23 protein-coding genes and 1 pseudogene are annotated in these 24,462 nt (G+C 67.7%); 10 read left to right on the top strand and 14 right to left on the bottom strand.

Annotation, left to right across the window (positions count from 1 at the left end):
- Positions 1–122: 122 nt before the first annotated feature.
- Positions 123–1,763, top strand: a complete 1,641-nt coding sequence (locus JOF42_RS04740; protein WP_210096805.1) for a beta-N-acetylhexosaminidase — start codon at positions 123–125, stop codon at positions 1,761–1,763.
- 133 nt (positions 1,764–1,896) lie between these two features.
- On the opposite strand, the gene JOF42_RS04735 is transcribed toward JOF42_RS04740, so the two are convergent.
- Complete coding sequence (locus JOF42_RS04735; RefSeq protein ID WP_210096804.1) at positions 1,897–3,162, bottom strand: YyaL domain-containing protein; 1,266 nt, start codon at positions 3,160–3,162, stop codon at positions 1,897–1,899.
- A gap of 160 nt (positions 3,163–3,322) precedes the next feature.
- Between JOF42_RS04735 and JOF42_RS04730 the strand changes: the two genes are divergently transcribed.
- Complete coding sequence (locus JOF42_RS04730) at positions 3,323–3,769, top strand: VOC family protein (protein WP_210096803.1); 447 nt, start codon at positions 3,323–3,325, stop codon at positions 3,767–3,769.
- On the opposite strand, the gene JOF42_RS04725 is transcribed toward JOF42_RS04730, so the two are convergent.
- Complete coding sequence (locus tag JOF42_RS04725) at positions 3,766–4,194, bottom strand: DUF1761 domain-containing protein (RefSeq protein ID WP_210096802.1); 429 nt, start codon at positions 4,192–4,194, stop codon at positions 3,766–3,768. The two genes, JOF42_RS04730 and JOF42_RS04725, sit on opposite strands and share 4 nt — an antisense overlap.
- 138 nt (positions 4,195–4,332) lie before the next feature.
- Here JOF42_RS04725 and JOF42_RS04720 point away from each other — a divergent pair, with 138 nt between their 5' ends.
- The gene (locus tag JOF42_RS04720; protein WP_210096801.1) at positions 4,333–5,994 is read left to right on the top strand and encodes a glycoside hydrolase family 13 protein; all 1,662 of its coding nucleotides are present in this window, start codon (positions 4,333–4,335) and stop codon (positions 5,992–5,994) included.
- A gap of 90 nt (positions 5,995–6,084) precedes the next feature.
- A complete protein-coding gene (locus JOF42_RS04715) occupies positions 6,085–7,095 on the top strand; it encodes a LacI family DNA-binding transcriptional regulator (protein WP_210096800.1) in 1,011 nt (336 codons plus the stop codon).
- Positions 7,096–7,132: 37 nt separating this feature from the next.
- On the opposite strand, the gene nhaA is transcribed toward JOF42_RS04715, so the two are convergent.
- From nhaA to JOF42_RS04700, 3 genes are all read right to left on the bottom strand, one after another.
- Positions 7,133–8,395 (bottom strand): Na+/H+ antiporter NhaA, encoded by a 1,263-nt coding sequence (gene nhaA / locus JOF42_RS04710; RefSeq protein ID WP_307803546.1) that lies wholly within the window; start codon positions 8,393–8,395, stop codon positions 7,133–7,135.
- Between the two features lie 66 nt (positions 8,396–8,461).
- Positions 8,462–8,635, bottom strand: a complete 174-nt coding sequence (locus JOF42_RS04705) for a hypothetical protein (protein ID WP_188042437.1) — start codon at positions 8,633–8,635, stop codon at positions 8,462–8,464.
- A 32-nt stretch (positions 8,636–8,667) separates the two neighbouring features.
- Positions 8,668–9,009 (bottom strand): ArsR/SmtB family transcription factor, encoded by a 342-nt coding sequence (locus JOF42_RS04700; protein ID WP_210096799.1) that lies wholly within the window; start codon positions 9,007–9,009, stop codon positions 8,668–8,670.
- A gap of 81 nt (positions 9,010–9,090) precedes the next feature.
- Between JOF42_RS04700 and JOF42_RS04695 the strand changes: the two are divergent.
- Positions 9,091–10,389 (top strand): annotated as a pseudogene (locus JOF42_RS04695) (FAD-dependent oxidoreductase); the annotation flags it as partial.
- Positions 10,390–10,422: 33 nt separating this feature from the next.
- Positions 10,423–10,827, top strand: coding sequence for an arsenate reductase ArsC (locus JOF42_RS04690; RefSeq protein WP_210099080.1), 405 nt, complete (start codon positions 10,423–10,425; stop codon positions 10,825–10,827).
- A gap of 134 nt (positions 10,828–10,961) precedes the next feature.
- Here JOF42_RS04690 and JOF42_RS04685 read toward each other — a convergent pair whose 3' ends face one another.
- The 3 genes from JOF42_RS04685 to fdxA are packed head-to-tail and all read right to left on the bottom strand — an operon-like array spanning position 10,962 to position 12,473.
- Entirely contained in the window at positions 10,962–11,591 is a 630-nt protein-coding gene (locus JOF42_RS04685) for a superoxide dismutase (RefSeq protein ID WP_210096798.1), read from the bottom strand.
- 37 nt (positions 11,592–11,628) lie between these two features.
- Positions 11,629–12,150 (bottom strand): flavin reductase family protein, encoded by a 522-nt coding sequence (locus tag JOF42_RS04680; protein WP_210096797.1) that lies wholly within the window; start codon positions 12,148–12,150, stop codon positions 11,629–11,631.
- Positions 12,147–12,473 (bottom strand): ferredoxin, encoded by a 327-nt coding sequence (fdxA, locus tag JOF42_RS04675; RefSeq protein WP_210096796.1) that lies wholly within the window; start codon positions 12,471–12,473, stop codon positions 12,147–12,149. The genes JOF42_RS04680 and fdxA overlap by 4 nt, the downstream gene beginning before the upstream one ends.
- Positions 12,474–12,551: 78 nt before the next feature.
- Between fdxA and soxR the strand changes: the two genes are divergently transcribed.
- Together soxR and JOF42_RS04665 are read left to right on the top strand one after the other, a co-directional pair.
- Positions 12,552–13,037 carry a redox-sensitive transcriptional activator SoxR gene (soxR, locus tag JOF42_RS04670; protein ID WP_307803545.1) on the top strand — a complete coding sequence of 162 codons (486 nt, stop codon included), beginning with the start codon at positions 12,552–12,554 and terminating at the stop codon, positions 13,035–13,037.
- A 574-nt stretch (positions 13,038–13,611) separates the two neighbouring features.
- Positions 13,612–14,268 (top strand): hypothetical protein, encoded by a 657-nt coding sequence (locus tag JOF42_RS04665; RefSeq protein ID WP_210096795.1) that lies wholly within the window; start codon positions 13,612–13,614, stop codon positions 14,266–14,268.
- 326 nt (positions 14,269–14,594) lie between these two features.
- On the opposite strand, the gene JOF42_RS04660 is transcribed toward JOF42_RS04665, so the two are convergent.
- From JOF42_RS04660 to JOF42_RS04635, 6 genes are all read right to left on the bottom strand, one after another.
- Positions 14,595–16,841: an exo-beta-d-1,3/1,6-glucosidase gene (locus JOF42_RS04660; RefSeq protein WP_210096794.1), complete on the bottom strand. Its 2,247-nt coding sequence runs from the start codon at positions 16,839–16,841 to the stop codon at positions 14,595–14,597.
- A complete protein-coding gene (locus tag JOF42_RS04655) occupies positions 16,841–17,965 on the bottom strand; it encodes an ABC transporter permease (RefSeq protein WP_210096793.1) in 1,125 nt (374 codons plus the stop codon). Before JOF42_RS04655 ends, JOF42_RS04660 begins: the two co-directional genes overlap by 1 nt.
- Position 17,966: 1 nt before the next feature.
- On the bottom strand, positions 17,967–19,055 hold the full coding sequence (locus JOF42_RS04650; protein ID WP_307803544.1) for an ABC transporter permease: 1,089 nt from the start codon (positions 19,053–19,055) through the stop codon (positions 17,967–17,969).
- Entirely contained in the window at positions 19,052–19,858 is an 807-nt protein-coding gene (locus JOF42_RS04645; RefSeq protein WP_210096792.1) for an ABC transporter ATP-binding protein, read from the bottom strand. Before JOF42_RS04645 ends, JOF42_RS04650 begins: the two co-directional genes overlap by 4 nt.
- The gene (locus tag JOF42_RS04640; protein WP_056310222.1) at positions 19,855–20,679 is read right to left on the bottom strand and encodes an ABC transporter ATP-binding protein; all 825 of its coding nucleotides are present in this window, start codon (positions 20,677–20,679) and stop codon (positions 19,855–19,857) included. Before JOF42_RS04640 ends, JOF42_RS04645 begins: the two co-directional genes overlap by 4 nt.
- A 72-nt stretch (positions 20,680–20,751) precedes the next feature.
- Positions 20,752–22,419, bottom strand: a complete 1,668-nt coding sequence (locus tag JOF42_RS04635; RefSeq protein WP_210096791.1) for an ABC transporter substrate-binding protein — start codon at positions 22,417–22,419, stop codon at positions 20,752–20,754.
- 168 nt (positions 22,420–22,587) lie between these two features.
- Here JOF42_RS04635 and JOF42_RS04630 point away from each other — a divergent pair, with 168 nt between their 5' ends.
- Both JOF42_RS04630 and JOF42_RS04625 read left to right on the top strand, forming a co-directional pair.
- Positions 22,588–23,235 (top strand): TetR/AcrR family transcriptional regulator, encoded by a 648-nt coding sequence (locus JOF42_RS04630; RefSeq protein ID WP_210096790.1) that lies wholly within the window; start codon positions 22,588–22,590, stop codon positions 23,233–23,235.
- 10 nt (positions 23,236–23,245) lie between these two features.
- Entirely contained in the window at positions 23,246–24,460 is a 1,215-nt protein-coding gene (locus tag JOF42_RS04625; RefSeq protein ID WP_210096789.1) for an amidohydrolase, read from the top strand.
- Positions 24,461–24,462 lie beyond the last annotated feature (2 nt).

The following is a 24,462-nucleotide window of genomic DNA, read 5'->3' as shown; positions in this document are numbered from 1 at the left end:
CGGCATTGTTTCGCTTCCGGCGACAATCTTGGCCGTTGAATTAGGTCACTTTATTTACTAACTATTAGGGCATGTAACCAACTAATTCCTGCCCACCCGAAACAATCAGGGAGTTCGCCCGAATGTCGACCCTTCTTCCTCGACCCACGACCCAGATCACGTCGCCCGGCGAGTTCGAGCTCACCGCGGATGCCGCGATCTCGAGCCACCCCGACCTCGCCCAGCCGGCCCTGAGACTGCAGGAGCGACTGCGGGCGGCGACCGGGTTCGTGCTTCCGCTGAGCGTGTCCGACACCGCAGCGCGCGACGCCGTGAGCATCCGTCTGGATGTCGATCGGTCGCTCGCCGACGAGGCCTTCGATCTCGAGACCACACCGGCGTCGGTCCGGCTCGCCGCGTCGACCGAGCGAGGCGGACACTGGGCCGTCCAGGCCCTGCTGCAGCTGTTCCCGGCTGCCGTGTATCGGCGGTCCCCGGGCACGACCGTGCGCTGGACCACCCCCGCCACGCGCGTGCAGGACGCCCCGAAGTTCCCCTGGCGTGGAGCCATGCTCGACGTCGTCCGCCACTTCGCACCGACACGTGACGTCCTGCGGTTCATCGACCTGCTGGCGATGCACCGCCTCAACACCCTGCATCTGCACCTCACCGACGACCAGGGCTGGCGGGTCGAGATCACCAGGTACCCCCGCCTCACCGAGGTGGGCGGCTGGCGCCCCGAGACCCAGCTCGGAGCAGAGCACGGATCCGACACCGACGGGCGACCGCACGGCGGCTTCTACACGCAGGACGACATCCGCGAGATCGTGGCGTACGCGACCGCACGCGGGATCACCGTGGTGCCCGAGATCGAGCTCCCGGGCCATGCGCAGGCGGCCGTGGCCGCGTATCCCGAGCTGGGTGTCGGCGACGCCGACGGCGCACCGACCACCCCATGGACCCGCTGGGGCATCAATCCGGTGATCTTCAACGTCGAGGAGTCGACCATCCGGTTCCTGTCGGACGTGCTCGACGAGATCGTCGACCTGTTCCCCTCGGAGTACATCTGCATCGGCGGAGACGAGTGCCCCAAGATCCAGTGGGTCGAGGACGAGCGGACCCAGGATCGGATGCGGGAGCTCGGCCTGCACGACGAGGAGGAGCTGCAGAGCTGGTTCGTCAGCCGTATCGGCCAGCACCTGGCGTCGCGCGGGCGCAAGCTGCTCGGCTGGGACGAGATCCTCGAGGGAGGGCTCGCCGACGGTGCGACCGTGCTCTCCTGGCGCGGCAATGTCGGCGCTCTCACCGCTGCCCGCTCGGGGCACGACGTGGTCGCCTGCCCGGAAGACACGGTGTACCTCGACTATCGCGAGTCCGATCTCGACTCGGAGCCGATCCCGACCGGCACCGTGACGACGGTCGAGAAGGCGTACTCCTTCGATCCCGTGCCCGCGGAGCTCGACGCCGCCGAGGCGCGACACGTGCTCGGCGGCCAGGCGAACCTCTGGACCGAGCACATCGACTCGATGCGGGGTCTCGACTACCGCGCGTTCCCGCGTCTGTCAGCCGTGGCCGAAGCGCTGTGGACCACGGGTGACCGCGACTACGCCGAGTTCGCTCCACGGTTGACCGAGCACCTGGCCCGCCTGGATGCGGCCGGTGTCGAGTACCGGCGTGCAGACGGCCCGCTGCCCTGGCAGGAGCGCCCGGGAGTAAGCGGACGCACCCGGTCGGCCGAGGAGGCGGCTGCGCATCTGGCCCGGATCACCGCGAACATCGGCTGATCGCTCTCCGCACCTGTTCGGGCGAAACCCTCGCCCACGGGAGGAACTCCGACCCTCGGGAGGGGGGATCCTCGAGATCTCTCCTCCCGAAGACGAGTTCTCCTCCCGAGATACCGCGGGCGCGGAGCGCCGGTCAGTCGACCGGAAGGCTGAACGGGTTGTCGCCGGCGGCGGCGAGCAGGTACCAGGCCGTCGCACCGGTGTGCAGGCTCGCGTAGTAGAGGTCACCGAAACCCGAGTCGAGGCCGTCGGTCGAGGTCGCGACGATGCCCTTGCCGTCACCGTTCGCCGCATCGCGCTGCCCGAGGCGGATGCTGTCGAGCAACGCCTCGGCGCGATCCGCGTCGCCCGCACCATTCCGCAGCTTGAGGGCCAGCGCCAGGTGGCCACTGCCCTCGAACCACACCTTCGACACGTCGGTGTCGCTGATCGACGGCCCCTGGTACTGACCGTCGGTGGCGATGAGGTTCGCGAGGGTCCAGTCGAGTGCCGCGTCGTATCGGGCGTCGCCGGTCGCGAGCGAGGTCCAGGTCTGCGAGTCCAGGGGCACCGGGTGGGTGTTCACGGTGGAGCCGTCCAGGAGCGTCCCCGTGTCGACGTGGCCGTCCGCGCTCTGCATCGCGGCGACGAAGTCGGTGGCGACCGCAGCACGGTCAGCCCAGACGGGGTCACCGGTGAGCTGCGCGAGCTGGGTGAAGAATCCGGAGATGTCGCTGTTGTGCTCGGTCGACTTCCACACGAGCGAGGTGCCGTCTTCGAGCTGCCCGCCCGTGTAGCCGTAGGGGGCACGGCTCATGTCGGCGGTGTTCCTCTGGATCCACTGCGCGATCCGCACCGCGCCGTCGAGGTACTTCTGCTCTCCCGTCGCGTGGAAGAGCCGCGTGAGTGCCATGCCCACCCAGGCCTGGTTGCCGGTGAAGGTGCCGGGGCCGGTGATCTCGACCCGCCCCTGCCGGATGCCGTGCGGTTCGTACGAGGTGCGCACGCGCCCGTCGCCGATCGGGTCCTCGTCCTGCACGAACAGCAGGGTGTCGCCGACCGCCTGCGCGCGGCGGATGTCGTCGGGAAGGCCCCGAGCCGTGTACGCGATGACGACGAGAGCGTCGTCGTAGACGAAGGAGGGCGTGAAGTCCCAGGTCGGCAGGTCGGTGAAGAACCCGCCCTGGTAGCTGCGAGGCAGGCAGTGGCCCGCGCCGTCGCAGAACTCGTCGACACGCGCGTCGAGGAACTCGTAGGCCAGCGAGACCGACAGCGTGGGATCGGGGGCGGCACCTGCCGCGGTCGGGTCGTCCGGCGTCGCATCGCCGGATGCAGCGGATGCAGCGCCGGCGACCAGCGCCGCTGCGACGAGTGCGGCAGCGATCACCCACGGAGCCGAACGGCGCGTGGAACCCGACATGCTGACCCCCTCGGTCTGAACAGCGGTCCGAGTGCGGGCCCCGCAGGCGACCAGGAGGTCACGAGCAAAATGCTGGCATACCAGGAAGTCTCTTCGGAAGTGGCAAAGGTCTAGATCTTGCCGCTTCTGCGATGTCCGGCATCGCGGGTAGCATCCGGCCATGCCCATCACACTGGAGAACGTCGGCATCGCCGTGCGCGACCTCGAGGCGACCATCGCCTTCTTCACCGACCTCGGCCTCACGGTCATGGGGCGCGACGAGGTGAGCGGCGAGTGGGCCGACACCGCCGTCGGGCTCGACGGCAACCACGCCAGGATCGCCGTGCTGCAGACCCCCGACGGGCACGGTCAGCTCGAGCTCTTCGAGTACATCCACCCCGAGGCGATCGAGACCGAGCCGACGCTGCCGAACGAGATCGGGATGCACCGGGTCGCGTTCTCGGTCGACGACATCGACGAGTCGCTCGCCATCGCCGCCCGGCACGGCTGCCGTCCCCTCCGCGGCGTCGCGAACTACCAGGGCGTCTACAAGCTCACGTACCTGCGCGGACCCAGCGGCATCCTCGTGATGCTCGCGCAGGATCTGACGAAGAACCCGGGGATCTAGCCGAGTGCCGGCGGCCACACCCCGATGAGCACCGCCATGACCACGATCGTGACGAGCTCGTGCGCGATGTTCATCGTGGTCAGTGCCGTCGGGCGCCCCTCGAACGCGTCGTGCGTGATGAAACGGGCCGCCGTGAACCCTGCCCACAGCAGCACGCCCGTCACCACCGCCGCCCAGAAGAACGAGCCCTCGTAGAAGTGCCAGGCGATGGCGGATGCCCCGGCGAGCACCCACGACGTGATGAAGCTCACGATCACGGTCGTGATGATCGCCATGGTCGCGCTCGAACCCGGGCGATCCATGTCGACGTTCGCGAGCTTCGACCAGCGTGTGCCGAACACCTTCGGCGAGTACCAGACCGTGCCGACGATCATGCTCGACGCCGTGGCGATGAGGACCGCCCAGTAGTTGATCTCGGGAACCATGACAGCCTCCAGTGCTCGGATGCCCGAAGCATACTCCCGGGCTGCAAGGCGGCCTGAAGCGCCGCGGAATATCGCTTCCCCGAATCGATTCGATTCCGGCCCTGGCAATCATGTAAGCGTTTGCACTAATCTGTTGCCATGGCACAGCTTGAGCAGATCGCAGCCCCCGGTTCCGAGTGGTGGCGCAGCGCGGTCATCTACCAGATCTACCCCCGTTCGTTCGCCGACGCCTCGGGCGACGGCATCGGCGACCTGCCCGGCATCACCAGCCGACTCGACTCCCTCAAGGAGCTCGGCGTCGATGCGATCTGGCTGAGCCCGTTCATGACGAGCCCGCAGCGCGACGCCGGCTACGACGTGGCCGACTACCGCGACGTCGACCCGCTCTTCGGCACGCTCGACGACTTCGACACGATGCTGAACGAGGCGCACACGCGCGGCATCCGCGTCGTGGTCGACCTGGTCCCGAACCACTCGTCGGCGCAGCACGCCTGGTTCCAGGAGGCCCTGAAGGCAGCCCCCGGCAGCCCTGAGCGCGCGCGGTACATCTTCCGCGACGGCAAGGGGAAGAACGGAGAGCTGCCCCCGAACAACTGGGAGTCTGTCTTCGGCGGCGGCATGTGGGAGCGCATCACGGAGGCCGACGGCACCCCCGGCCAGTGGTACCTGCACATCTTCGACCCCACGCAGCCCGACTTCGACTGGAACAACGAAGAGGTCCGCGAGGAGTTCCGCTCGATCCTGCGCTTCTGGCTCGACCGCGGTGTCGACGGCTTCCGCGTCGACGTGGCGCACGGCATGATCAAGGCCGACGGCCTGCCCGACTACACCCCGCCGGCAGACGCCGACTCGATGGGTGGCGGCGAGGCGAACGTGCCGTACTGGGGCCAGGACGGCGTGCACGAGATCTACCGCGACTGGCACCGGGTGCTCGCCGAGTACGACGGCGATCGCGCCCTGTGCGGCGAGGCGTGGATGCCGACGCTGAAGCAGACCGCCCTCTGGGTGCGCCCCGACGAGATGCACCAGACCTTCAACTTCCCGTACCTGATGACGGAGTGGGATGCGAAGGCCCTGGGCGACGTCATCCGCGAGTCGCTCGACGCGTTCGGTGCCGTCGGCGCTCCCAGCACCTGGGTGCTGTCGAACCACGATGTCGTGCGTCACGCCTCCCGCCTCGCGCTGACCGACGACAACCCGCAGGGTGAGGGCATCGGCCCGAACACCCCGCACAAGCCCGACACTGCGATCGGCCTCGCCCGCGCCCGCGCGGCGACGACAGTGATGCTCGCGCTCCCCGGATCCGCGTACCTGTACCAGGGTGAGGAGCTGGGCCTGCCCGAGGCGATGGAGATCCCCGACGCGTTCCGTCAGGACCCGACCTGGTTCCGCACCAACGGCGAGCGCTACGGGCGCGACGGATGCCGCGTGCCGCTGCCCTGGGAGGCCGACGCTCCGGCGTTCGGCTTCAACGAGACCGGCGCTTCGTGGCTGCCGCAGCCGGCCGACTGGGCGTCGTACTCGCGTGACGTCGAGGAGGTCGACCCCGCGTCGACGCTCGCGCTCTACAAGCGCCTGCTCGCCGGACGCCGCGAATACGGCTTCGGCAGCGGATCGCTGGTGTGGGAAGACGCGGGAGCGGATGCGGTGGCATTCCGCCGAGGCGACGTGCACGTGCTCGCGAACCTGGGCACCGAGCCGCTGCCGCTGCCGGCCAACGCGTTCGTGATCCTGCAGAGCCAAGCGTTCGACGGCGGCGCCGTTCCCGTCGACACCGCTGTCTGGTACACCACGGCGTAACGTCGCACCCCGTTCCGGTCGCAGTTCGCCCCGCCCACGGCACAGCCAGACGGCACGAACTGCGACCGGAGCGACCCAGAGAGGAATCGCATGGCGAGCATCGACGAGGTCGCCCGGCTCGCCGGGGTGTCGACGGCCACGGTCTCGCGCGCGCTGAGCGGACGAGGCCATGTGTCGGAGTCCGCGCGCCTGCGAGTGCAGGAGGCCGCAACGGCGCTCGGCTACGTGGTGTCGTCTCGGGCCTCGAGCCTGGCATCCGGCCGCACGCGCAACATCGGCGTGGTGGTGCCCTTCCTCGACCGCTGGTTCTTCAGCACCGTGCTGTCGGGGGTGTCGGCCGCGCTGATGCGCGAGGGCTACGACATCACGCTCTACAACATCACCGCCGACAAAGACGTGCGCCGGCACGTGTTCGACACCTTCCTCCGTCGCCAGCGGGTGGACGCCGTGATCGCGGTGTCGATCGAGCTCGACGACGACGAGACGCAGTACCTGCTCGACCTGGGCCTGCCGGTGATCGCGATCGGCGGACCGAACCCGAAGCTCGACACCCTCACGGTCGACGACGTCGCCGTCGCCCAGCTCGCCACGGAGCACCTGATCAGCCTGGGCCACCACGACATCGCGCACATCGGGGCGAACCCCGAGTTCGACATCGACTTCCACATCCCGACGAACCGTCGTCTGGGTTTCGAGAAGGCGCTGGCGAAGGCCGGCATCCCGCTGAATCCCGCCTTCCTCGAACCCGCCGACTTCACGGTCGAGGGCGGCTACCGCGCCGCGAAACAGCTGCTCGGCCGCCCCGGCCCTCGGCCCACCGCCGTGTTCGCCGCATCCGACGAGATGGCCATCGGCGCCCTGCTCGCCGCGCGCGACCTCGGCTTCGCTGTGCCCGAAGACCTTTCGATCGTCGGCATCGACGGCCATGAGCTCGGTGAGTTCTTCCGCCTCACGACCGTCGACCAGTTCCCTCTCGGGCAGGGCGAGCGGGCAGCGGATGCCGTGCTCGCCAAGCTCGCCGAGGGTGACGCCGCCGGCATCCCCGCGGCACTCCCCTACGAACTGAACGTGCGAGGAACGACCGCGCGGCTGGTTCCCTGACCCTCGACGATCAGATGCTGCGTCCGCGCGGGCTGCGTTACGAGCGACGAGAACGGGAACTGCGCCTCGCGAGCATCGCTCCGCCGATCACCGCCGCGATGAGGGATCCCAGGAGCACGCCGATCTTGACGTGCTCATCGGCGACGGAACTCGACCCGTAGGCGAGTTCTCCGACCAGCAGCGAGACGGTGAACCCGATTCCGGCGACGAAGGCCATGCCCGTCAGGTCGGGCCACCGCAGAGTCTCGTCGAGTCGAAGGGCGGGCACTCGGCTCAGCACGAAGGTCGTCGCCAGGATCCCGATCGGCTTGCCGGCGACGAGTCCGACGATGATCCCGATCGCGATCGGGTCGGTCAGGGCGGATCCCAGCCCCTCCAGCCCGCCGATCGTCACGCCGGCGGCGAAGAAGGCGAACACCGGAACCGCGAACAGCGTCGCGACGACACCCCACCGATCGGCGAAGTGCGGTGCGAGGCCGTCGTACAGCGGCTGGCCCTCGGCATCCTCTCCGGCGGGCACGCGCGCGCGCTCCGTGGGCACGACGGGAACGACGAAGCCGAGCAGCACACCCGCGACGGTGGCGTGGATGCCGGCGGCATGGATGCACACCCACACGGCAACGGCGAGTGGCAGCAGGATCCACCACGCGCGCACGCCCTTCTGGACGAGGAACGCGAACCCGGCGAGCGGCAACAGCGCGAGAGCGAGCCACGGAAAGCTGATCGAATCGGTGTAGAACGTCGCGATGATGGTGATCGCGATCAGATCATCGATGATCGCCAGCGTCAGCAGGAAGACACGGAGGGCGGGAGGCAGGAACTTGCCGACGACGGCGATCACGGCGACGGCGAAGGCGATGTCCGTCGCCGTCGGAATCGCCCATCCGCGCAGTGCGTCGCCGTCGCCCATGTTGATCACCGCGAAGATGACGGCGGGCACGATGACACCGCCGACAGCCGCAGCGATCGGCAGCGCCGCCTGACGCGGATCGCGCAAGCGGCCGGTGACGAACTCCTCTTTCAGCTCGAGGCCGACGACGAAGAAGAAGATCGCCAATAGGCCGTCGGCCGCCCAGGCTCCGACGCTGAGTTCGAGGTGCAGCTCGGGAATCCCGAAGATGAAGTCGCGCACGGACTCGTACCAGGACACCGCGGGGGTGTTGGCGAGGATCAGGGCCGCGACGGTGGCGGCGAGCAGGAGCGATCCGCCGAGGACATCACTGCGGGCGTTGGAGCGGATGCCCCGCCACAGCTCGTGCGGAGCCAGACGGAGGCGGGGACGGGTAGGAGAAGTGGACACGGCAAGACCTCACGCGGAAGAAGGGGTGGATGGCGCAGGAGACCACCGCCCCGAGTGAGGCGTGGTCTAGCCGCGTGGCGGCGGGCAGCCCGCGATCTCGCCGTGCGAGAGGGTGCCCCACACACTGGTCCAGCCGTTCGTGCCCGGGTGCATCACGACGCGCATCCATTCCTTCATCGGCGTCGCCGAGCGCAGCTCATGCGGAGCGCGCGCCGAACCGGCGATCGAGAGGAGGGCCATGGGACCAGCGTATCCGGCACCACCTGAGGAATTCAGACGCCGCGCAACGCCTCTCCTGCCGCGTCGAGCGCGCCGTCCGCCAGGGCGAAGTAGGCCCACTTGCCGCGCTGCTCGCGAGTGACGAGGCCGGCGTCGGCCAGCAGCTTCATGTGGTGAGACACGGTTCCCTGCGAGAGACCGACCGGGTCGGTGAGATCGCAGATGCAGGCCTCGCCGCCGTCGGCCGACGAGATCAGCGAGAGCAGGCGGATGCGCGTCGGGTCACCGAGAGCTTTGAACAGCCGGGCGATGCGCTCAGCCTCGGCGAGGGGCAGAGCGGATGCCGTGCGCGGCGCGCAGCAGGCCGTGTCTGCGAGGGTCACCGGAAGCGTCATGCCGACATCCTCTCACGTATTGACAATCTTCGATACGTATCAGATGCTTCATATTGACGTTCATCGATTCGAGGAGAAATGATGCCAGACCTTCCTGTCGTCGTCATCGGAGCGGGGCCCCAAGGTCTCGCGGCAGCAGCTCACCTGGTCGAACGCGACATGGATGTCGTCGTGGTCGAACGGGGCGCCGCTGCAGGTACGGCTGTCTCGGAATGGGGACACATCCGACTCTTCTCCGCGTGGCCCGAGCTGATCGACTCCGCCTCCCGGCGCCTCCTCGAACCGACCGGGTGGGCCGCCCCATCCACCGGCTATCCGACCGGGAGCGCCTGGGTGTCGGGCTACCTCGCCCCACTCGCCGAGGCTCTCGGCGGTCGGGTGCGGTTCGACACCACGGTGACGGGGGTGGCGAGGCAGGGCCGAGACAAGGTCGTCGACAGCGGTCGGCGAGGCCGACCCTTCGTCGTACACACACGCGACCGCCACGGAGCCGAAGGGCGGGTCCTCGCGAGTGCCGTCATCGATGCCAGCGGCACCTGGGGAACACCGAACCCGGCCGGCGCCGACGGCTACCCCGCGGTCGGCGAGAGCACGGCATCCGACCTCATCTCGTACCGGGTGCCGGACGACGTCTCGTCCCTCGCCGGGTCGCACGTCGTGGTCGTCGGCGCCGGGCACTCCGCGACGCACGCCGTGCTTCGGCTCACGGATCTGGCCCGACGCTCTCCCGGCACCCGGGTGACCTGGTTGCTGCGCCGCGGCAGTGCGGCCTCGGCGCTCGGCGGCGGAGCCGGAGACGGACTGCCGGAGCGCGCAGCACTCGGCACACGGGCACGGCGAGCGATCGATGCCGGGAGTGTCGACGTGGTCACGGGGTTCCGTGTGTCGGAGTTCCGACGCGACCCTGACAGCCTGGTGGTCATCGCGGAGGACGGGCGCGAGATCGACGGCGTATCGCGCGTGTTCGCACTGACAGGATTCCGCCCCGACACCGAGATCCTGCGTGAACTGCGCATCGACCTCGACGCGACGCTGGAGGCGGTCGCCGGGATCGCGTCCGAGATCGACCCGAACATCCACTCGTGCGGATCCGTCGGCGCGACGGGTGCGCGACAGCTCTCCCAGCCCGAGCAGGGATTCTTCATCGTCGGAGTGAAGTCGTACGGACGCGCGCCGACGTTCCTCGCGTTGACCGGATTCGAGCAGGTGCGCAGCGTCGTCGCGCATCTCGCCGGCGATCACGAAGCCGCCTCACGCAACGAACTCGTCCTGCCCGAGACGGGGGTCTGCGGCGGGTCGGGCGACTTCGACACGGCATCCTCCGGCGCAGGATGCTGCGCGGCACCGTCGGCCCTGCAGATCAGCAGGACACCCACCGCGCTCGACCCCGCTCGCTCGCTTACCCTGGAGATCATGACCGACAGCATCCCCTCCGTCCTGTTCGTGTGCGTGCACAACGCGGGGCGCTCGCAGATGGCCGCAGGCTTCCTGCGCGAGTTCGCGGGCGACCGCATCGAGGTGCGATCGGCCGGTTCCATGCCCGCCGATCAGATCAACCCGATCGCGGTCGAGGCGATGAGCGAGCTCGGCATCGACATCACCGCCGAGGCGCCCAAGGTGCTGACGACCGAGGCCGTGCAGGCATCCGATGTCGTGATCACGATGGGATGCGGCGACGCCTGCCCGTTCTTCCCCGGCAAGCGGTACGAGGACTGGGAGCTCGACGACCCTGCCGGGCAGGGCATCGACGCCGTGCGCCCGATCCGCGACGACATCCGCCGCCGCATCGAAGCACTCGCGGGCGAGCTTCTCGCCTGACGCGGCCGGCGCCGGCGCCGGCATACACGGCACGAATGGCTGGGGATTCCCCGCTGGGCCGGTCGATGCCGTGGCATCCGCCGGCCCAGCGGGATTCCGTCAGCCGCATGAACAGCCGACCGGGCGCGAGAGGATCAGCGGGCGACGATGAGCCCTGCGGTCTTCTCCTGCACGGCCTGGAAGCGGCGCTGCACGTCGGACCAGTTGACCAGCTCCCAGAACGCCTTGACGTAGTCGGCGCGCACGTTGAGGTAGTCGAGGTAGTACGCGTGCTCCCAGACGTCGAGCTGCAGCAGCGGCGTGACACCGAGCGGCGCGTTGCCCTGCTGGTCGAACAGCTGGAAGATCACCGGGCGGGCACCGACGCTGTCCCAGGCGAGCACGGCCCAGCCGGAGCCCTGCACACCGAGCGCGGTCGCCGTGAAGTGCGCGCGGAAGGCGTCGATCGAGCCGAACGCGTCGGTCAGCGCCGCCTCGAGCTCTCCTTCGGGGTTTCCGCCGCCGTCGGGCGACAGGTTCTCCCAGAACACCGAGTGGTTGATGTGCCCGCCGAGGTTGAAGGCGAGGTCCTTCTCGAGCTTGTTCACCGCGGCGAAGTCACCGGAGTCGCGGGCCGCGGCCAGCTGCTCGAGGGCCGTGTTGGCGCCGGTCACGTAGGCCTGGTGGTGCTTCGAGTGGTGCAGCTCCATGATCTTGCCGGAGATGTGGGGGGCGAGAGCCGAGTAGTCGTAGGGCAGCTCGGGGAGGGTGTACGGAGAGGTCATGCGTGTTCCTTTCATCGGACTTCAGTTCTGGGTGCGTTCAATTCTCGTCGTGCGGCAGCGTGTGGAATCGGCGGTCGAGGTAGACGAGCGGTCGACCCGGCCGCCCGAGCAGCACCTCGTCGATCTCGGCGACCACGACCGTCGATGAGCCGACCGCGACCGTCGACATCGTGTGGCCGCGCATCGCCGCGCGCGCCTCGGCGAGGTACGGCTCACCTGTCGGAAGGGTGCTCCACCCCTGTTCGGGGGTGAAGCGGTCGGCCCCGCTCACCGCGAAGCTCTGCGCCAGAGCCGAATGCTCGTCGTCGATCAGGTGCACGACGAACGACTCGGCGTTGAGGATCGAGCCCGCGCTGCCGGTGGCCCTGGTCACCGAGAACACGATCGCTGCCGGGTCGACCGCGACGGATGCGACGCTCGACGCCGTGAGGCCGACGGGGCCGGCGGGCGTCATCGCGGTGATGATCGCGACTCCGGCCGGATGCGCGCGGAAGGCGGCCTTGAGCCCCTCACCGACCTCGGAGGGGACCGGCGCTGCGGGATGCTGCTCACTGCTCATTCGGGTGTCTCCTGGGGCGGAAGTGCGGTGATGATCGGGTGGTCGCGTTCGATGATGCCGAGCTTCGCCGCGCCACCGGGCGAGCCGAGCTCGTCGAAGAACTCGACATTGGCCTTGTAGTAGTCCCGCCACTCGTCGGGCAGGTCGTCTTCGTAGTAGATCGCCTCGACGGGGCACACCGGTTCGCACGCGCCGCAGTCGACGCATTCGTCCGGGTGGATGTACAGCGAGCGTTCACCCTCATAGATGCAGTCAACCGGGCACTCATCGATGCACGCACGGTCCTTGACATCGACGCACGGAAGAGCGATCACGTAGGTCATCTGTCAGTTCCTGTCGCAGTCACATGTTCCACGGTAAGACCTCAAGTACGCTTGAGGTCAAATCGAGGGGAGATCTCCGTGACCGCAGAGGCAGATTCCGAACGAGCCGTGCACGGACCCGACGAACCACTGACGATCGGTGAGATGAGCAGGCGCACCGGCGTCGCGCCCTCGGCCCTGCACTTCTACGAGAGCCTCGGACTCATCGCCTCGACGCGCACCGCCGGCAATCAGCGTCGTTACGCCCGCCACATGCTGCGACGGGTTTCGCTCATCACGGTGGCGAAGCGCCTCGGCATCCCCCTCGCCGACGTGCAGCACGCGTTCTCCGACGTGCCCCTGACCCAGACGCCGAGCCATGCCGACTGGCAGCGGGCGTCGAGGCGCTGGAAGCGCGAGCTCGAGAAGCGCCGCGAGGGGATCGAACGTCTCGAACGCGAACTCACCGGATGCATAGGCTGCGGGTGCCTGTCGATGAAGGCGTGCGGGTTGCTCAACCCCGACGACGCCCTCGGCAGTCAGGGCGCGGGCCCGCAGCGCCTGCGCCCCGAAGACGACGACTGAGGCGTACATCAACGCATGTTGACGGGCTTCGCTACGAGGAGATCGGTCAGTGGACGGAGCGGCCGGAGATCCTAATCGGTCGCCAGGATTTTGTCTGTCGGCCAGACGCCCTACAGACACGGAGCGAACGAATCCGAGATGCTGAGGCTTCCGGTTCTTCAAGGAGATAAATAATGACAAAGAAGTTCTTGACGGCATTCTCAGGCGGGGCTATGGCGGTGGTGGGCCAGGGCGATCATCAGAAGCATCGAACCCCAGATCACGCAGCACCGCCCAATCCCGATGACCGAGCCGGAAGTGATACATTCCATTTATGATGGTGTGGATCGTGTACTTGGAAAATACTCCTGGTTTCATCGGCGTGTTCGACGTTGAGGATGACGCGTACGAATTCCAAGAGAAGTACGCAGCTGACAGCGGCCTCTCAGTTCTGCTCACCCCTGTCACAGTGCCCTATCGGGCCGCAGGAACAAATGCAACTCTCTACTCACAGTAGACGCCAAGAGTGCAACGCGATTCAATCGGATCGACTATCTTGAAACAATTTCGACTGATCAGAATAAGGTATTCAAAGATGAGGTACCTTCACGACCGCAAAGTCGGTCTGCTTATCACCGGATCGCTGATCCTCGGGATCATAGCGGCGGGCAACCCGGCCTACGCGGACTCCTCGGGGAGCGATAAGCTCGATCTCCCGTCGCTCACAGCGACAAGTTCGGAGGACGTCCCGGACGAGTATCTCGTTTACCCAGATGGAACGCCACTTCCGGCTGATGCTTCGGTAATGACGGACGCGGAGATGGATGCGCTCGGATCAGACACGAAGATCAGCACTCCTGATTCGACGCCAGGCGCGACTGCGAAAGCGACGGTCGTGGGAAACTGCCATTTCGCGGTGGGAAATATGTGGAAACGATCCTCCGCAAAGGGGCTGCCCTACGGCGGAGCGGGCGCGAAGCCAGCTATTTCTAGTTGTTGGGGAGCGGTCACCAAGACGTACATCAGGTCAATCGTGTTCATGCATAATGGGTGGCTTTGGGTTCCCGTGACCAATGCTTTCGAGAGTTTTGGCACCTGGAACATGGAGCAGAAAAGTGTCCTTTATGCATGCAATGGGACGGGTCAGCATACGTTCCGCGTTGTCTCGTACTTCAAAGCCTCCGGGGCGAAGGATGTCATCGCTGCGGAAGCTCAGCTCAGCTCAGGCGATTACAAGCTCCAGTGCGGTTAGAGGACTACTCGACTTTATGACGCGTTGAGAAATTGCCGCACAGAACCGGGGTCATTGAACGACAGGTGCGACCCGGGCGTCGTCACCGGACGTAGAGCACAGAACGCCGGGGGCCCTCACGGGTCCTCGGCGTTCTGGGTTTCCCGGCTTCCGCCTGATGAGGTGCACTACGCCGGCACTCGATGCGAGAAGCGCAGCGGCAGAAAGGAGGCGCATGGATGGCGGCATATCCGGCAGCGGGCGTCGGCAGTCAGGGAGCAGGGCCTCAACGCCTCCGTGACGAGGACGCCTGAGCGCCCTCGTCACGGTACTTCGCGGGCGAGCGGTCAGGCGACGGTGAACGCGGCGCTCAGCAGCGCGTCATCCCGCGAGCTCGGGCCGACGAGCAGCTCGAACGCACCCGACTCCACGAGGCGGATGCCGGCGGCATCGACGATCGAGCACTCTGCGACCGGCAGCTCGAGGCGCACACGCACCGACTCGCCCGGTGCGACGTCGACCTGGTGGTAGGTCTTGAGCTCCTTGTCTGCCCAACTCACGCTGGTGACGGAGTCGCGCACGTAGACCTGCACGGTCTCGCGCGCAGGGCGCGAGCCGGTGTTCGTGACAGTCACCTCGGCGACGATCGTGTCGCCGTGACCGAGCACCTCGGTCACCAGCGACAGGTCCGAGTACGAGACCGTCGAGTACGACAGACCCTCGCCGAACGCCCAGGCCGGAGACTGGGTGAGGTCGGCATAGCGGTCGCCGTGCTGTCCGCGGATCTGGTTGTAGTAGGTCGGCTGCTGGCCGACGTGGCGGGCGAACGAGATCGGCAGGCGCCCTGAGGGCTCGACGGCCCCCGAGATGATCTCGGCGAGTGCGCGGCCTCCCTGCATGCCCGGGTTCGCCGCCCAGATGACGGCGGCGGCCTGCGAGGCCGATGCCGGGAGCACGAGCGGCTTCGAGGCCAGCAGCACGACGACCACAGGCTTGCCCGTCGCGATCAGCGCATCGAGCAGAGCGTTCTGCCCGCCGATCAGCTCGAGCGTCGCGGTCGAGCGCCCCTCGCCGACGAGCTCGATGCGGTCTCCGACCACGGCGACGACGACATCGGATGCCGCAGCAGCCGCCACCGCTTCGGCGATGAGCGCGTCGTCAACCGGCGCCGGCACGACGACCGAGGGCCGCGGCTGTCCGTCGGGGAACTTCGCGCCGCGGGGGTCGTCTTCCAGTGTGAGGATCTCGGCGCCGCGGGCATGGGTGACCGACCATCCGTCGACGCCCGCGAGGCCGTCGAGCACGGTCGTGATCATCTCGCGCGGCTGTCCGTCGAGCCAGCCGGCCTGACCCGAGCCACCCGCCCAGTCACCGAGCTGCGTCTGGGCGTCGTCGGCGAGCGGGCCCACCACGGCGACCTTCAGGGGAGCCGCGGCGTCGAGCGGCAGCACACCGTCGTTCTCGAGCAGCACGATCGAGCGGCGAGCGGTCTCGAGGTTGAGCTCCGCGTGCGCGGCGCTGCCGACCACGGCATCCAGCTCGTCCTGCGGCAGACGGGGGTTCTCGAACAGGCCCAGCTCGAACTTCAGGGTCAGGATGCGCGCGACAGCGTCGTCGAAGGCGTCCTCGGCGAGCAGCCCGTTCGATACGGCCTCGAGCGCTCCTGCGAAGAAGCCCGGGGTGTTCATGACCATGTCGTTACCGGCCGTCACGGCCGCGGCCGAGGCGTGCGCGTAGTCGGGCTGCACGTGCTGTTCCCACACCATGCGGCCGACGTTGTCCCAGTCCGTGATGAGCGTGCCGGTGTAGCCCCACTCGCCCCGAAGCACGTCGCTGAGCAGCCAGTCGTTGACCGTGATCGGCACACCGTCGGTGGTCTGGTAGCCGAGCATGAACGTGCGGCACCCTTCGCGAGCCACGCGCTCGAACGGCGGAAGGAACCAGCTGCGTAGCTTGCGCCGCGAGATGTCAGCCTCGCTCGCGTCGCGCCCGCCCTGCGTCTCGGAGTACCCGGCGAAGTGCTTGGCCGTCGCGAGGATCGCGGTCGGGTCATCGAGCCCCTCGCCCTGGTAACCGCGCACCATGGCCGCGGCGAGTTCACCGATGAGGAACGGGTCTTCGCCGAACGTCTCGTCGATGCGGCCCCAGCGCAGGTCGCGCGCGATGCACAGCACCGGTGAGAAGGTCCAGTGGATGCCGGTCGCCGCGACCTCGACCGCGGTGGCCCTCGCCACCTTCTCGACCAGCTCGGCGTCCCACGTCGCGGCCATGCCGAGCTGGGTCGGATAGATCGTCGCGCCCGGCCAGAACGAGTGGCCGTGGATGCAGTCCTCGCCGACGAGCAGCGGGATGCGCAGCCGAGTCTGGGAGGTCAGCTCGTTCGCCCGGATGATGCGCTCGGGCGAGGTGTGCAGGATCGAGCCGACGTGCTTTCCCAGGACGTGGTCGTCGAGGTCGTCGCGGGCGTCGAGCTGCAGCATCTGCCCGACCTTCTCCTCGACCGTCATGCGATCGAGGAGGTCGGCGACGCGTGCCGCGATCGGCAGTTCGGGGTCGAGGTAGGGCAGGGATTCGGTCAGGGTCTGAGAGGTCATCACTCGGCGTTCTGTGTCTTCGTATCGGTCTTCGTCTGGGTCGTCGTCGCTGTCGCCGCGCTCTGCACGGTACCCGAGTCGGTTGTCGGCACGCTGCGCACCGCCGTCACCGGGTCGTTCACGTTGAGGCCCTTCTTCTTCATCGCGCGGGCGCGCTCCCCCGCCGATCGAAGCCTCGGGTTGACGTACTCGTCGATGCCGAAGTTGATGAGCGACAGGGCGACGCCGATGATCGCGATGCAGAGACCTGCGGGCACGTACCACCACCAGAGCCGAGGGAACGCGCCGTTCTGCTGCGCCCAGAACAGGATCGTGCCCCAGTTGAGGTTGCTCACCGGGATCACGCCGATGAAGGCGAGGGTCGTGAGACCGAGGATCGCCGCGGTGACGGTGCCGACGAAGCTCGACGCGATCAGCGCCATGAGGTTCGGCAGCATCTCGACCGTGATGATGCGGTGCAGCGGTTCACCGTTGGCTCGGGCGGCCTGGATGAAGTCGCGGTTGCGCAACGACATGGTCTGCGCCCGCAGCACGCGCGCACCCCACGCCCAGCCGGTGAGACCCAGCACCGCGGCGATCACGATGAGCGGCGGGTTCTCGAACTGCGAGGCCACGATGATGATCAACGGGATACCGGGGATCACGAGGAATACGTTCGTGAGAGCCGACAGAGACTCGCTCTTCCACCCGCGCACGTAGCCGGCGATGACGCCGATCGTGATGGCGATGACCGTGGCGATGATCGCCGAGAGGAATCCGACGACGACCACGCCGCGGGTGCCGAAGATCAGCTGGCTCAGCACGTCCTCACCCATGTGGGTGGTGCCGAGCCAGTGATCGAACGACGGCGGCTGCCGCAGAGCCGTGCGGTCCTTCTGCGTGGCTCCGTACGGCGCGAGCAGCGGCGCGAAGATCGCGATCAGCACGAACACCCCGAGGATGATCAGGCCGGCGATCGACTTGGGGTTGCGGAACATCGCGAAGGACTGCGCGAGCTGCGACCAGAAGGTCTTGCGCGCAGGCGTCGCGTCGCCGGCGGTGCGGAACGTCGCGGTCCTCTGCATCCCGGTGGGGATCGTGCTGCCGTCGGGTGCCGTGGTGTCGGTCGAGGTGGGAACGCTCATGTCAGGCCTCCGTCTGGCGCGTGCGCGGGTCGAGGTATGCGTAGACGATGTCCGCCAGGATGTTGGCGACCAGCACTGACAGGGTGATCACCAGGAACACTCCCTGCATCAGGGCGAAGTCCTTCGCGTTGGTGGCGTCGAGCAGCAGCTTGCCGACGCCCGGGTAGCTGAAGACCATCTCCATGACGATCGTGCCGCCGACGATGAAGCCGATCGAGAGCGCGAAGCTCTGGATCTGCGGCAGCACGGCATTGCGGGCGGCGTACGCCCAGAGCACCCGCTTGTTCGGCATGCCCTTGGCCTGTGCGACGGTGATGTAGTCCTCGTCGAGCACCGTGAGCATCATGTTGCGCATACCCAGCATCCAGCCGCCGAGCGAGGCGATGATGATCGTCAGCGCCGGTAGCGTGCCGTGGACGATCACCTGGCCGATGAAGTCGAAGCTCCACTCGGGCGACTGGCCCTTGTCGTAGGCGTGCGACGACGGGAACCACTTGAGCGTCGACGAGAAGATCGCGATCGCGATGAGCCCGAGCCAGAAGTACGGGATGGTGTTGAAGAACGTCGTGATCGGGATCAGCGCGTCGAGCCGGCTGCCGCGCTTCCAACCGACGATCGCGCCGCCGACCGTGCCGAGGGCGAACGAGATGATCGTCGCGAGGCCGACGAGACCGAGCGTCCACGGGAGGGCGGATGCCAGCACCTCGGCGACCGGGCGCAGGCCGTGCAGGGTCGAGATGCCGAGGTCACCGCGGAACAGCATCGCCCAGTAGTCGATGTACTGCTGCCACATCGACTTGTCGGTGTCGATGCCGAGCAGGATGCGCAGCGAATCGGCCGCCTCCGGGCTGATGTTGCGGTTGCGGGCGAGGTACGAACTGACCGCATCGCCCTTCAAGAAGCGCGGCAGGAAGAAGTTGATCGTGATGGCGGCCCACAGGGTGAACAGGTAGAAGCCCGCCCGCCCGGCGAAGAAGCGCCACGGCACGATCGCGCGGCCCTTCTGCGCGGCGGTCGCCGTGGTACCGACCTCGAGCGCGTCGTGGTTCTCCTGGTCGATCTGACCCAGATCGGGGGATGCGGTGGTCACTGTGCACCTCCGTGCGAGCCGGCCGTCGCGAAGTGCTTGTCGGGGTCGGGAGAAGCCGCCCGCAGTTCGCGCGTGTAGGGGTCCTGAGGGTTGAGGATGACGTCGTCGGCGTCGCCGTACTCGACGACCCGCCCCTGGTTGAGCACCATGATCTTGTCGCTGAAGTGGCGAGCGGTGGCGAGATCGTGGGTGATGTAGAGCACGCCGAGGCCCTCTTCGCGCTGCAGATCGGCGAGCAGGTTCAGCACGCCCAGGCGGATCGACACGTCGAGCATCGACACCGGCTCGTCGGCGACGAGCAGAGACGGGCGCGAGGCGAGAGCACGGGCGATGGCCACGCGCTGACGCTGACCGCCGGAGAGCTCGTGCGGGCGGCGGTCGATGACGGCATCCGCGTCGAGCCGCACGCGCGCGAGCAGGCGGCGCACCTCGGCCTCGGTCTCCTTCTTCGGCACGACGTCGTCGAGACGGATCGGACGCTCGAGGTGGTACCTGATCGAGTGGTACGGGTTGAGCGAGGCGAACGGGTCCTGGAACACCATCCGCAGCTGCTGGCGATACCTGCGCAGGCCTCTGCCCCGGCGCGGGATGGGCTTGCCGTCGAGCAGCACCTCTCCGGTCGTCGGCGTCTCGAGTTGGGTGAGGATCTTCGCGATGGTCGACTTGCCGCTGCCCGACTGTCCGACGAGGCCGATGGTCTGGCCTGAGTTCAGGGTGAAGCTGACGTCGTCGAGCGCCTTGAGCTGGCCGGCTCCGCGGACGTTGTAGACCTTGCTGACGTGGGAGAACTCGAGAGTGGTCATCGGGTCAGCACTCCTCGCGCGCCGGTGAGACGGGGGAACGACGACAGCAGCGTCTTCGTGTAGTCGTTCTGCGGATTCGTCCAGATCTGCTCGGCCGACGCGAGCTCGACGATCTCGCCCTCGCGCATGATCGCGATGCGGTCGCTGATCTCGAGCAGCAGGGGGAGGTCATGGGTGATGAAGATCACTGAGAAGCCGAACTCATGCCGCAGTTGCGAGATCTGCTTGAGGATCTCGCGCTGCACGAGCACGTCGAGCGCCGTGGTGGGCTCGTCCATGACCATCAGCTGCGGGCGCAGGGCCAGCGCCATCGCGATCATGACGCGCTGGCGCATGCCGCCCGACAGCTCGTGCGGGAAGGAGCGGGTGCGCTGACGCCCCACCTTGACGATCTCGAGCAGCTCCTCGGCCTCGGCGCGACGCTGCCGCCGAGTCATGTCCGGGCGGTGGATCTCGAAGACGTCCTCGAGCTGCGAGCCGATCGTGGCGACCGGGTTGAGCGCGTTCATCGCCCCCTGGAACACCATCGAGACCTTGTCCCAGCGGAACTTCTGCATCGCATCGACGTCGAGGGCGTTGATGTCGACGTCGACACCGGATGCATCGTGGAACGTCACGCTGCCGCCGGCGATCACGGCGGGTGCTCGAAGCAGGCGCTGCACTCCGTAGGCGAGTGTGGTCTTGCCGCATCCGCTCTCTCCGGCGAGGCCGAGGATCTCGCCTCGCTGCAGTTCGAGCGTCACGTTCTTCACCGCCTCGACGGGCGGATCGACGTCGTACACGACGGAGAAGTCGCGCACGCTGAGCAGGGGTTCTGACATGAGGGGTCCTTCGTCGGTCGGGAGGTCGGTGGGAGGGGCGGATGCGGTCGCATCCGCCCCTCCGTGGACTGCTTACTCGGCCGGCTTCAGCTTCGTGAGGATCATCACGATGTTCTGCTGCGTCGGGTCACCCGAGGCGTAGGGGTCGTCCTCGGACGGCCATCCCACGTAGTTGCGGGTGTTGTACTCGCCGAGCAGCGGGTGGGCGCCGAGCGGGATCGCCGGCACCTGGTCGACGAAGATCTGCTCCAGCGTCGTGATCGCCTCGGTGCGCACGTCGTCGGACGACGCGTTCGCGTAGGCGTTCAGCGCCTCGGTGGCAGCAGGGTCTTCGAAGCGTCCGAAGTTGAACCCGGCGATGCCCTCGGGCGAGATCCAGCGGGGGTCCATCGTCGAGGTGTAGAGGCCGTAGGCCGTGCCGCTGTCCTCGAGCCAGTGGATGATGGCCGAGAAGCTGCCGTCATCGCGGGGCCCTGCCCAGCCGCCCCAGTCGGGCATGTCGATCTTGACCTCGGCGCCGATCGACTCGGTGATGTCCTCGGCGATGAGCTCCTGCGCGGTGTTCCAGTCGCTCCAGCCCGAGGGCACCGAGAGCGTGAAGGAGACCGGAGTGCCGTCGGGGTCGACCAGCGCGTCGTCCTTCCAGGTGTAGCCGGCGTCTTCGAGGATGCCGCGGGCCTTCTCGGCATCGACCGAGTAGTCCTCGCCCTCGAACTCGGGCTGGATCTCGTCCTCGAGGATCGACGACAGACCTGTCACCGACCAGACGGGCTCGCTGGCACCCTCACGCGCGATGTCGACGTAGGCGTCGCGGTCGATCACCCAGGAGAGAGCCTTGCGGAACGCGACGTCGTCGAACGGCTTCTGCTGCAGGTTCATGAACAGCGTGGCAGAGCCGGTGGTCGGCGCGACGAAGAACTTGTTGTGCTCGGGGTCGGCGTCGAGGAACTGCTCCTGGATCTGCGGGATGAACGCCTGCGCCCAGTCCGCCTCGCCCTGGGCGAGAGCGGTGGTGAGAGCCGTGTTGTCGCCGTACGAGACGTAGTGCAGCTCGGGGACTGCGAGGTCGCCGCCCCAGTAGTCGTCGCGGGCTTCGAGCGTGACCGACTCGGTCGACCAGTTCGAGAGCGCGTAGGGGCCGGTGCCGACCAGGTCGTCGCCCTTGACGGGGTCGGTCGCGGGCGAGTCGAACTTCTCCCAGATGTGCTTCGGCACGATCGGCACGTGCAGCACGCGGGCCTGGTTGACGTACTTCGACTCACCGAAGGTGAGGGTGACCGCGTCGCCGTCGACCGTCGCGCCCTCGAACTTGAGGCCGGCGGTGTCGAGCTCGGGCGTGGAGACCAGCTCGTAGGTGAAGACGATGTCGTCGGCGGTGAACGGCTCTCCGTCGCTCCAGGTGACGTCCTTGCGGGGCACGACGGTGACGGCGGTGTAATCGTCGTTCCACTCGATGCTCTCGGCGAGCCAGGGCGTGACCTCGCGGTCGCCGGTCTGGTTCACGAGGCCGAGCGTCTCGAAGATGACCTTGCCGTAGCCGTACTTCGACGCCGACGAGTCGCCGACATACGGGTTGTTCGACTCGGTGGTGATCGCACCGTCGGGCTTGGCGATGGTCAGGGCTGCACCGCTGCCTCCGCCGTCACCCTCATCGGATCCACCGGCGGCGCAGCCGGCGAGGGCCGAGATGCTGAGGGCGGAGATCGCCGCGACAGCGATCAAAGACTTTCTGAGCTTCATTGCTTCTCCTTGGGCACGGGTCATTGTGCTGTGTGGTCGTCGGCTGCTCGGGCATCCGACCTGTTTTAACTTACTGGCGAGAAAGTAAGCTGGTGCGAGGTTACTCGTTGGTAAGTAGAGTTGGCAAGTACGATCCAGTGCAGGATTCCGTGCAGGAGAGGAGGGACCATGGCGAAGGATGCCGTCGCGCACGCGACCGTCCGCCCCGCGACACGTGAGAAGCGGGAGCAGATCCTCAAGGCCGCCGTCGAGATCTTCGGCAACAAGGGCTCGACCAACGGCACCCTCGCCGATGTCGCCGAGCAGGTCGGCATCACGCACGCGGGCGTGCTCCACCATTTCGGCTCGAAGCAGAAGCTGCTGCTCGAGGTGCTCGCCTACCGCGACCAGGCCGACGTGGCCGAGCTCGCCGAGAAGCACATCCCCGGCGGGCCAGAGCTCTTCCTGCACCTCGTGCGCACGGCGATCGCGAACGAGCGGCGCCCCGGCATCGTGCAGGCGTACACCGTGCTGTCATCCGAGTCCGTGACCGACAACCACCCCGGGCGGGAGTACTTCGAGGAGCGCTACACGACGCTGCGCCGAGAGGTCACGGATGCATTCACCCTGCTGTGCGCGCAGGAGGGCGTGACGGACACCGGCACGATCGCGATGGCCGCGGCCAGCATCCTCGCCGTGATGGACGGCCTGCAGCTGCAGTGGCTGCTGCACCGCGACGTCTTCGACCTGGGCGAGGCGAGCGAGTTCGCGATCCGCGCGATCGTGAACAGCGTCCTGAACCCGGGCCCCGCGCTGGAGTCGTACCGCCGCGACTAGGCTCGGGGCCATGACGATCGACCTCGAAGCGCTCTACATCGACCTGCACCAGCACCCGGAGCTCTCGTTCCAGGAGACGCGCACCGCCGGCATCGCCGCCGGCCACCTGCGTGACCTCGGCCTCGAGGTGCACGAGGGCGTCGGAGTCACCGGCGTGGTCGGAGTTCTGAAGAACGGCGACGGACCCGTCGTATGGGTACGCGCGGACATGGATGCGCTGCCCGTCGGCGAGGAGACCGGCCTCGCCTATGCGAGCACCGCGACCGGCATCGACCCCGCAGGCAACACGGTTCCCGTCATGCACGCGTGCGGTCACGACATGCACGTCACCGCGATGATCGGCGCCGTGGAGAAGCTCGTCGCCGAGAAGGCGGACTGGTCGGGCACCGTGGTCGTGCTGATCCAGCCGGCCGAGGAGTACGGCGCCGGATCCCGCGCGATGCTCGACGACGGACTTCGCGACCTCGTGCCGCACCCCGACATCGTGCTCGGACAGCACGTCACCCCTCTTCCCGCCGGCACGATCGGCGTCCGACCCGGCACGCAGATGGCGGCATCCGACGGCCTGACCGTCACCCTTCACGGCCGCGGCGGACACGGCTCGCGCCCGCACTCGACGATCGACCCGGTGGTCATGGCCGCGGCGACCGTCATGCGCCTGCAGACCATCGCCTCCCGCGAGGTCGACCCCCGCGACGTCGCGGTCGTGACCGTCGGCTCGATCCACGCCGGCCTCAAGAACAACATCATCCCCGCCGAGGCGAAGCTCGAGCTGAGCCTGCGCTACCCGAACGACGAGATGCGCGACAAGGTGCTCGCGAGCGTCGAGCGCATCGTGCGCGCCGAGGCCGCGGCGTCCGGCGCCGAGCGCGAGCCCGAGATCCGCACCGACCACACCCTGCCGCCCACGATCAACGACGCGGATGCCACGGCACGCGTCACGTCGGCGCTGCAGCGTGCATTGGGCGAGGCGTCGGTGATCGACCCCGGCATGTTCACCGGCAGTGAGGACGTCTCGTGGTTCGCGCGCGACACCGGAGCGCCGCTCGTCTTCTGGTTCTGGGGCGGGGTGGACGCGGCGACCTTCGCGGCATCGGCCGCCGCGGGGACGCTCGACAAGGACATCCCCACGAACCACTCGCCGTTCTTCGCGCCCGTGATCCACCCGACCATCGAGGTCGGCGTCACCGCGCTGTCGTCGGCCGCGCGGGAGTTCCTCGGCTGAGC

It is taken from the genome of Microbacterium phyllosphaerae, assembly GCF_017876435.1.
GTDB lineage: Bacteria > Actinomycetota > Actinomycetes > Actinomycetales > Microbacteriaceae > Microbacterium > Microbacterium phyllosphaerae.
The sequence above is the reverse complement of the archived record's forward strand: the minus strand, read 5'-3'. Positions and strand labels throughout refer to the sequence as shown.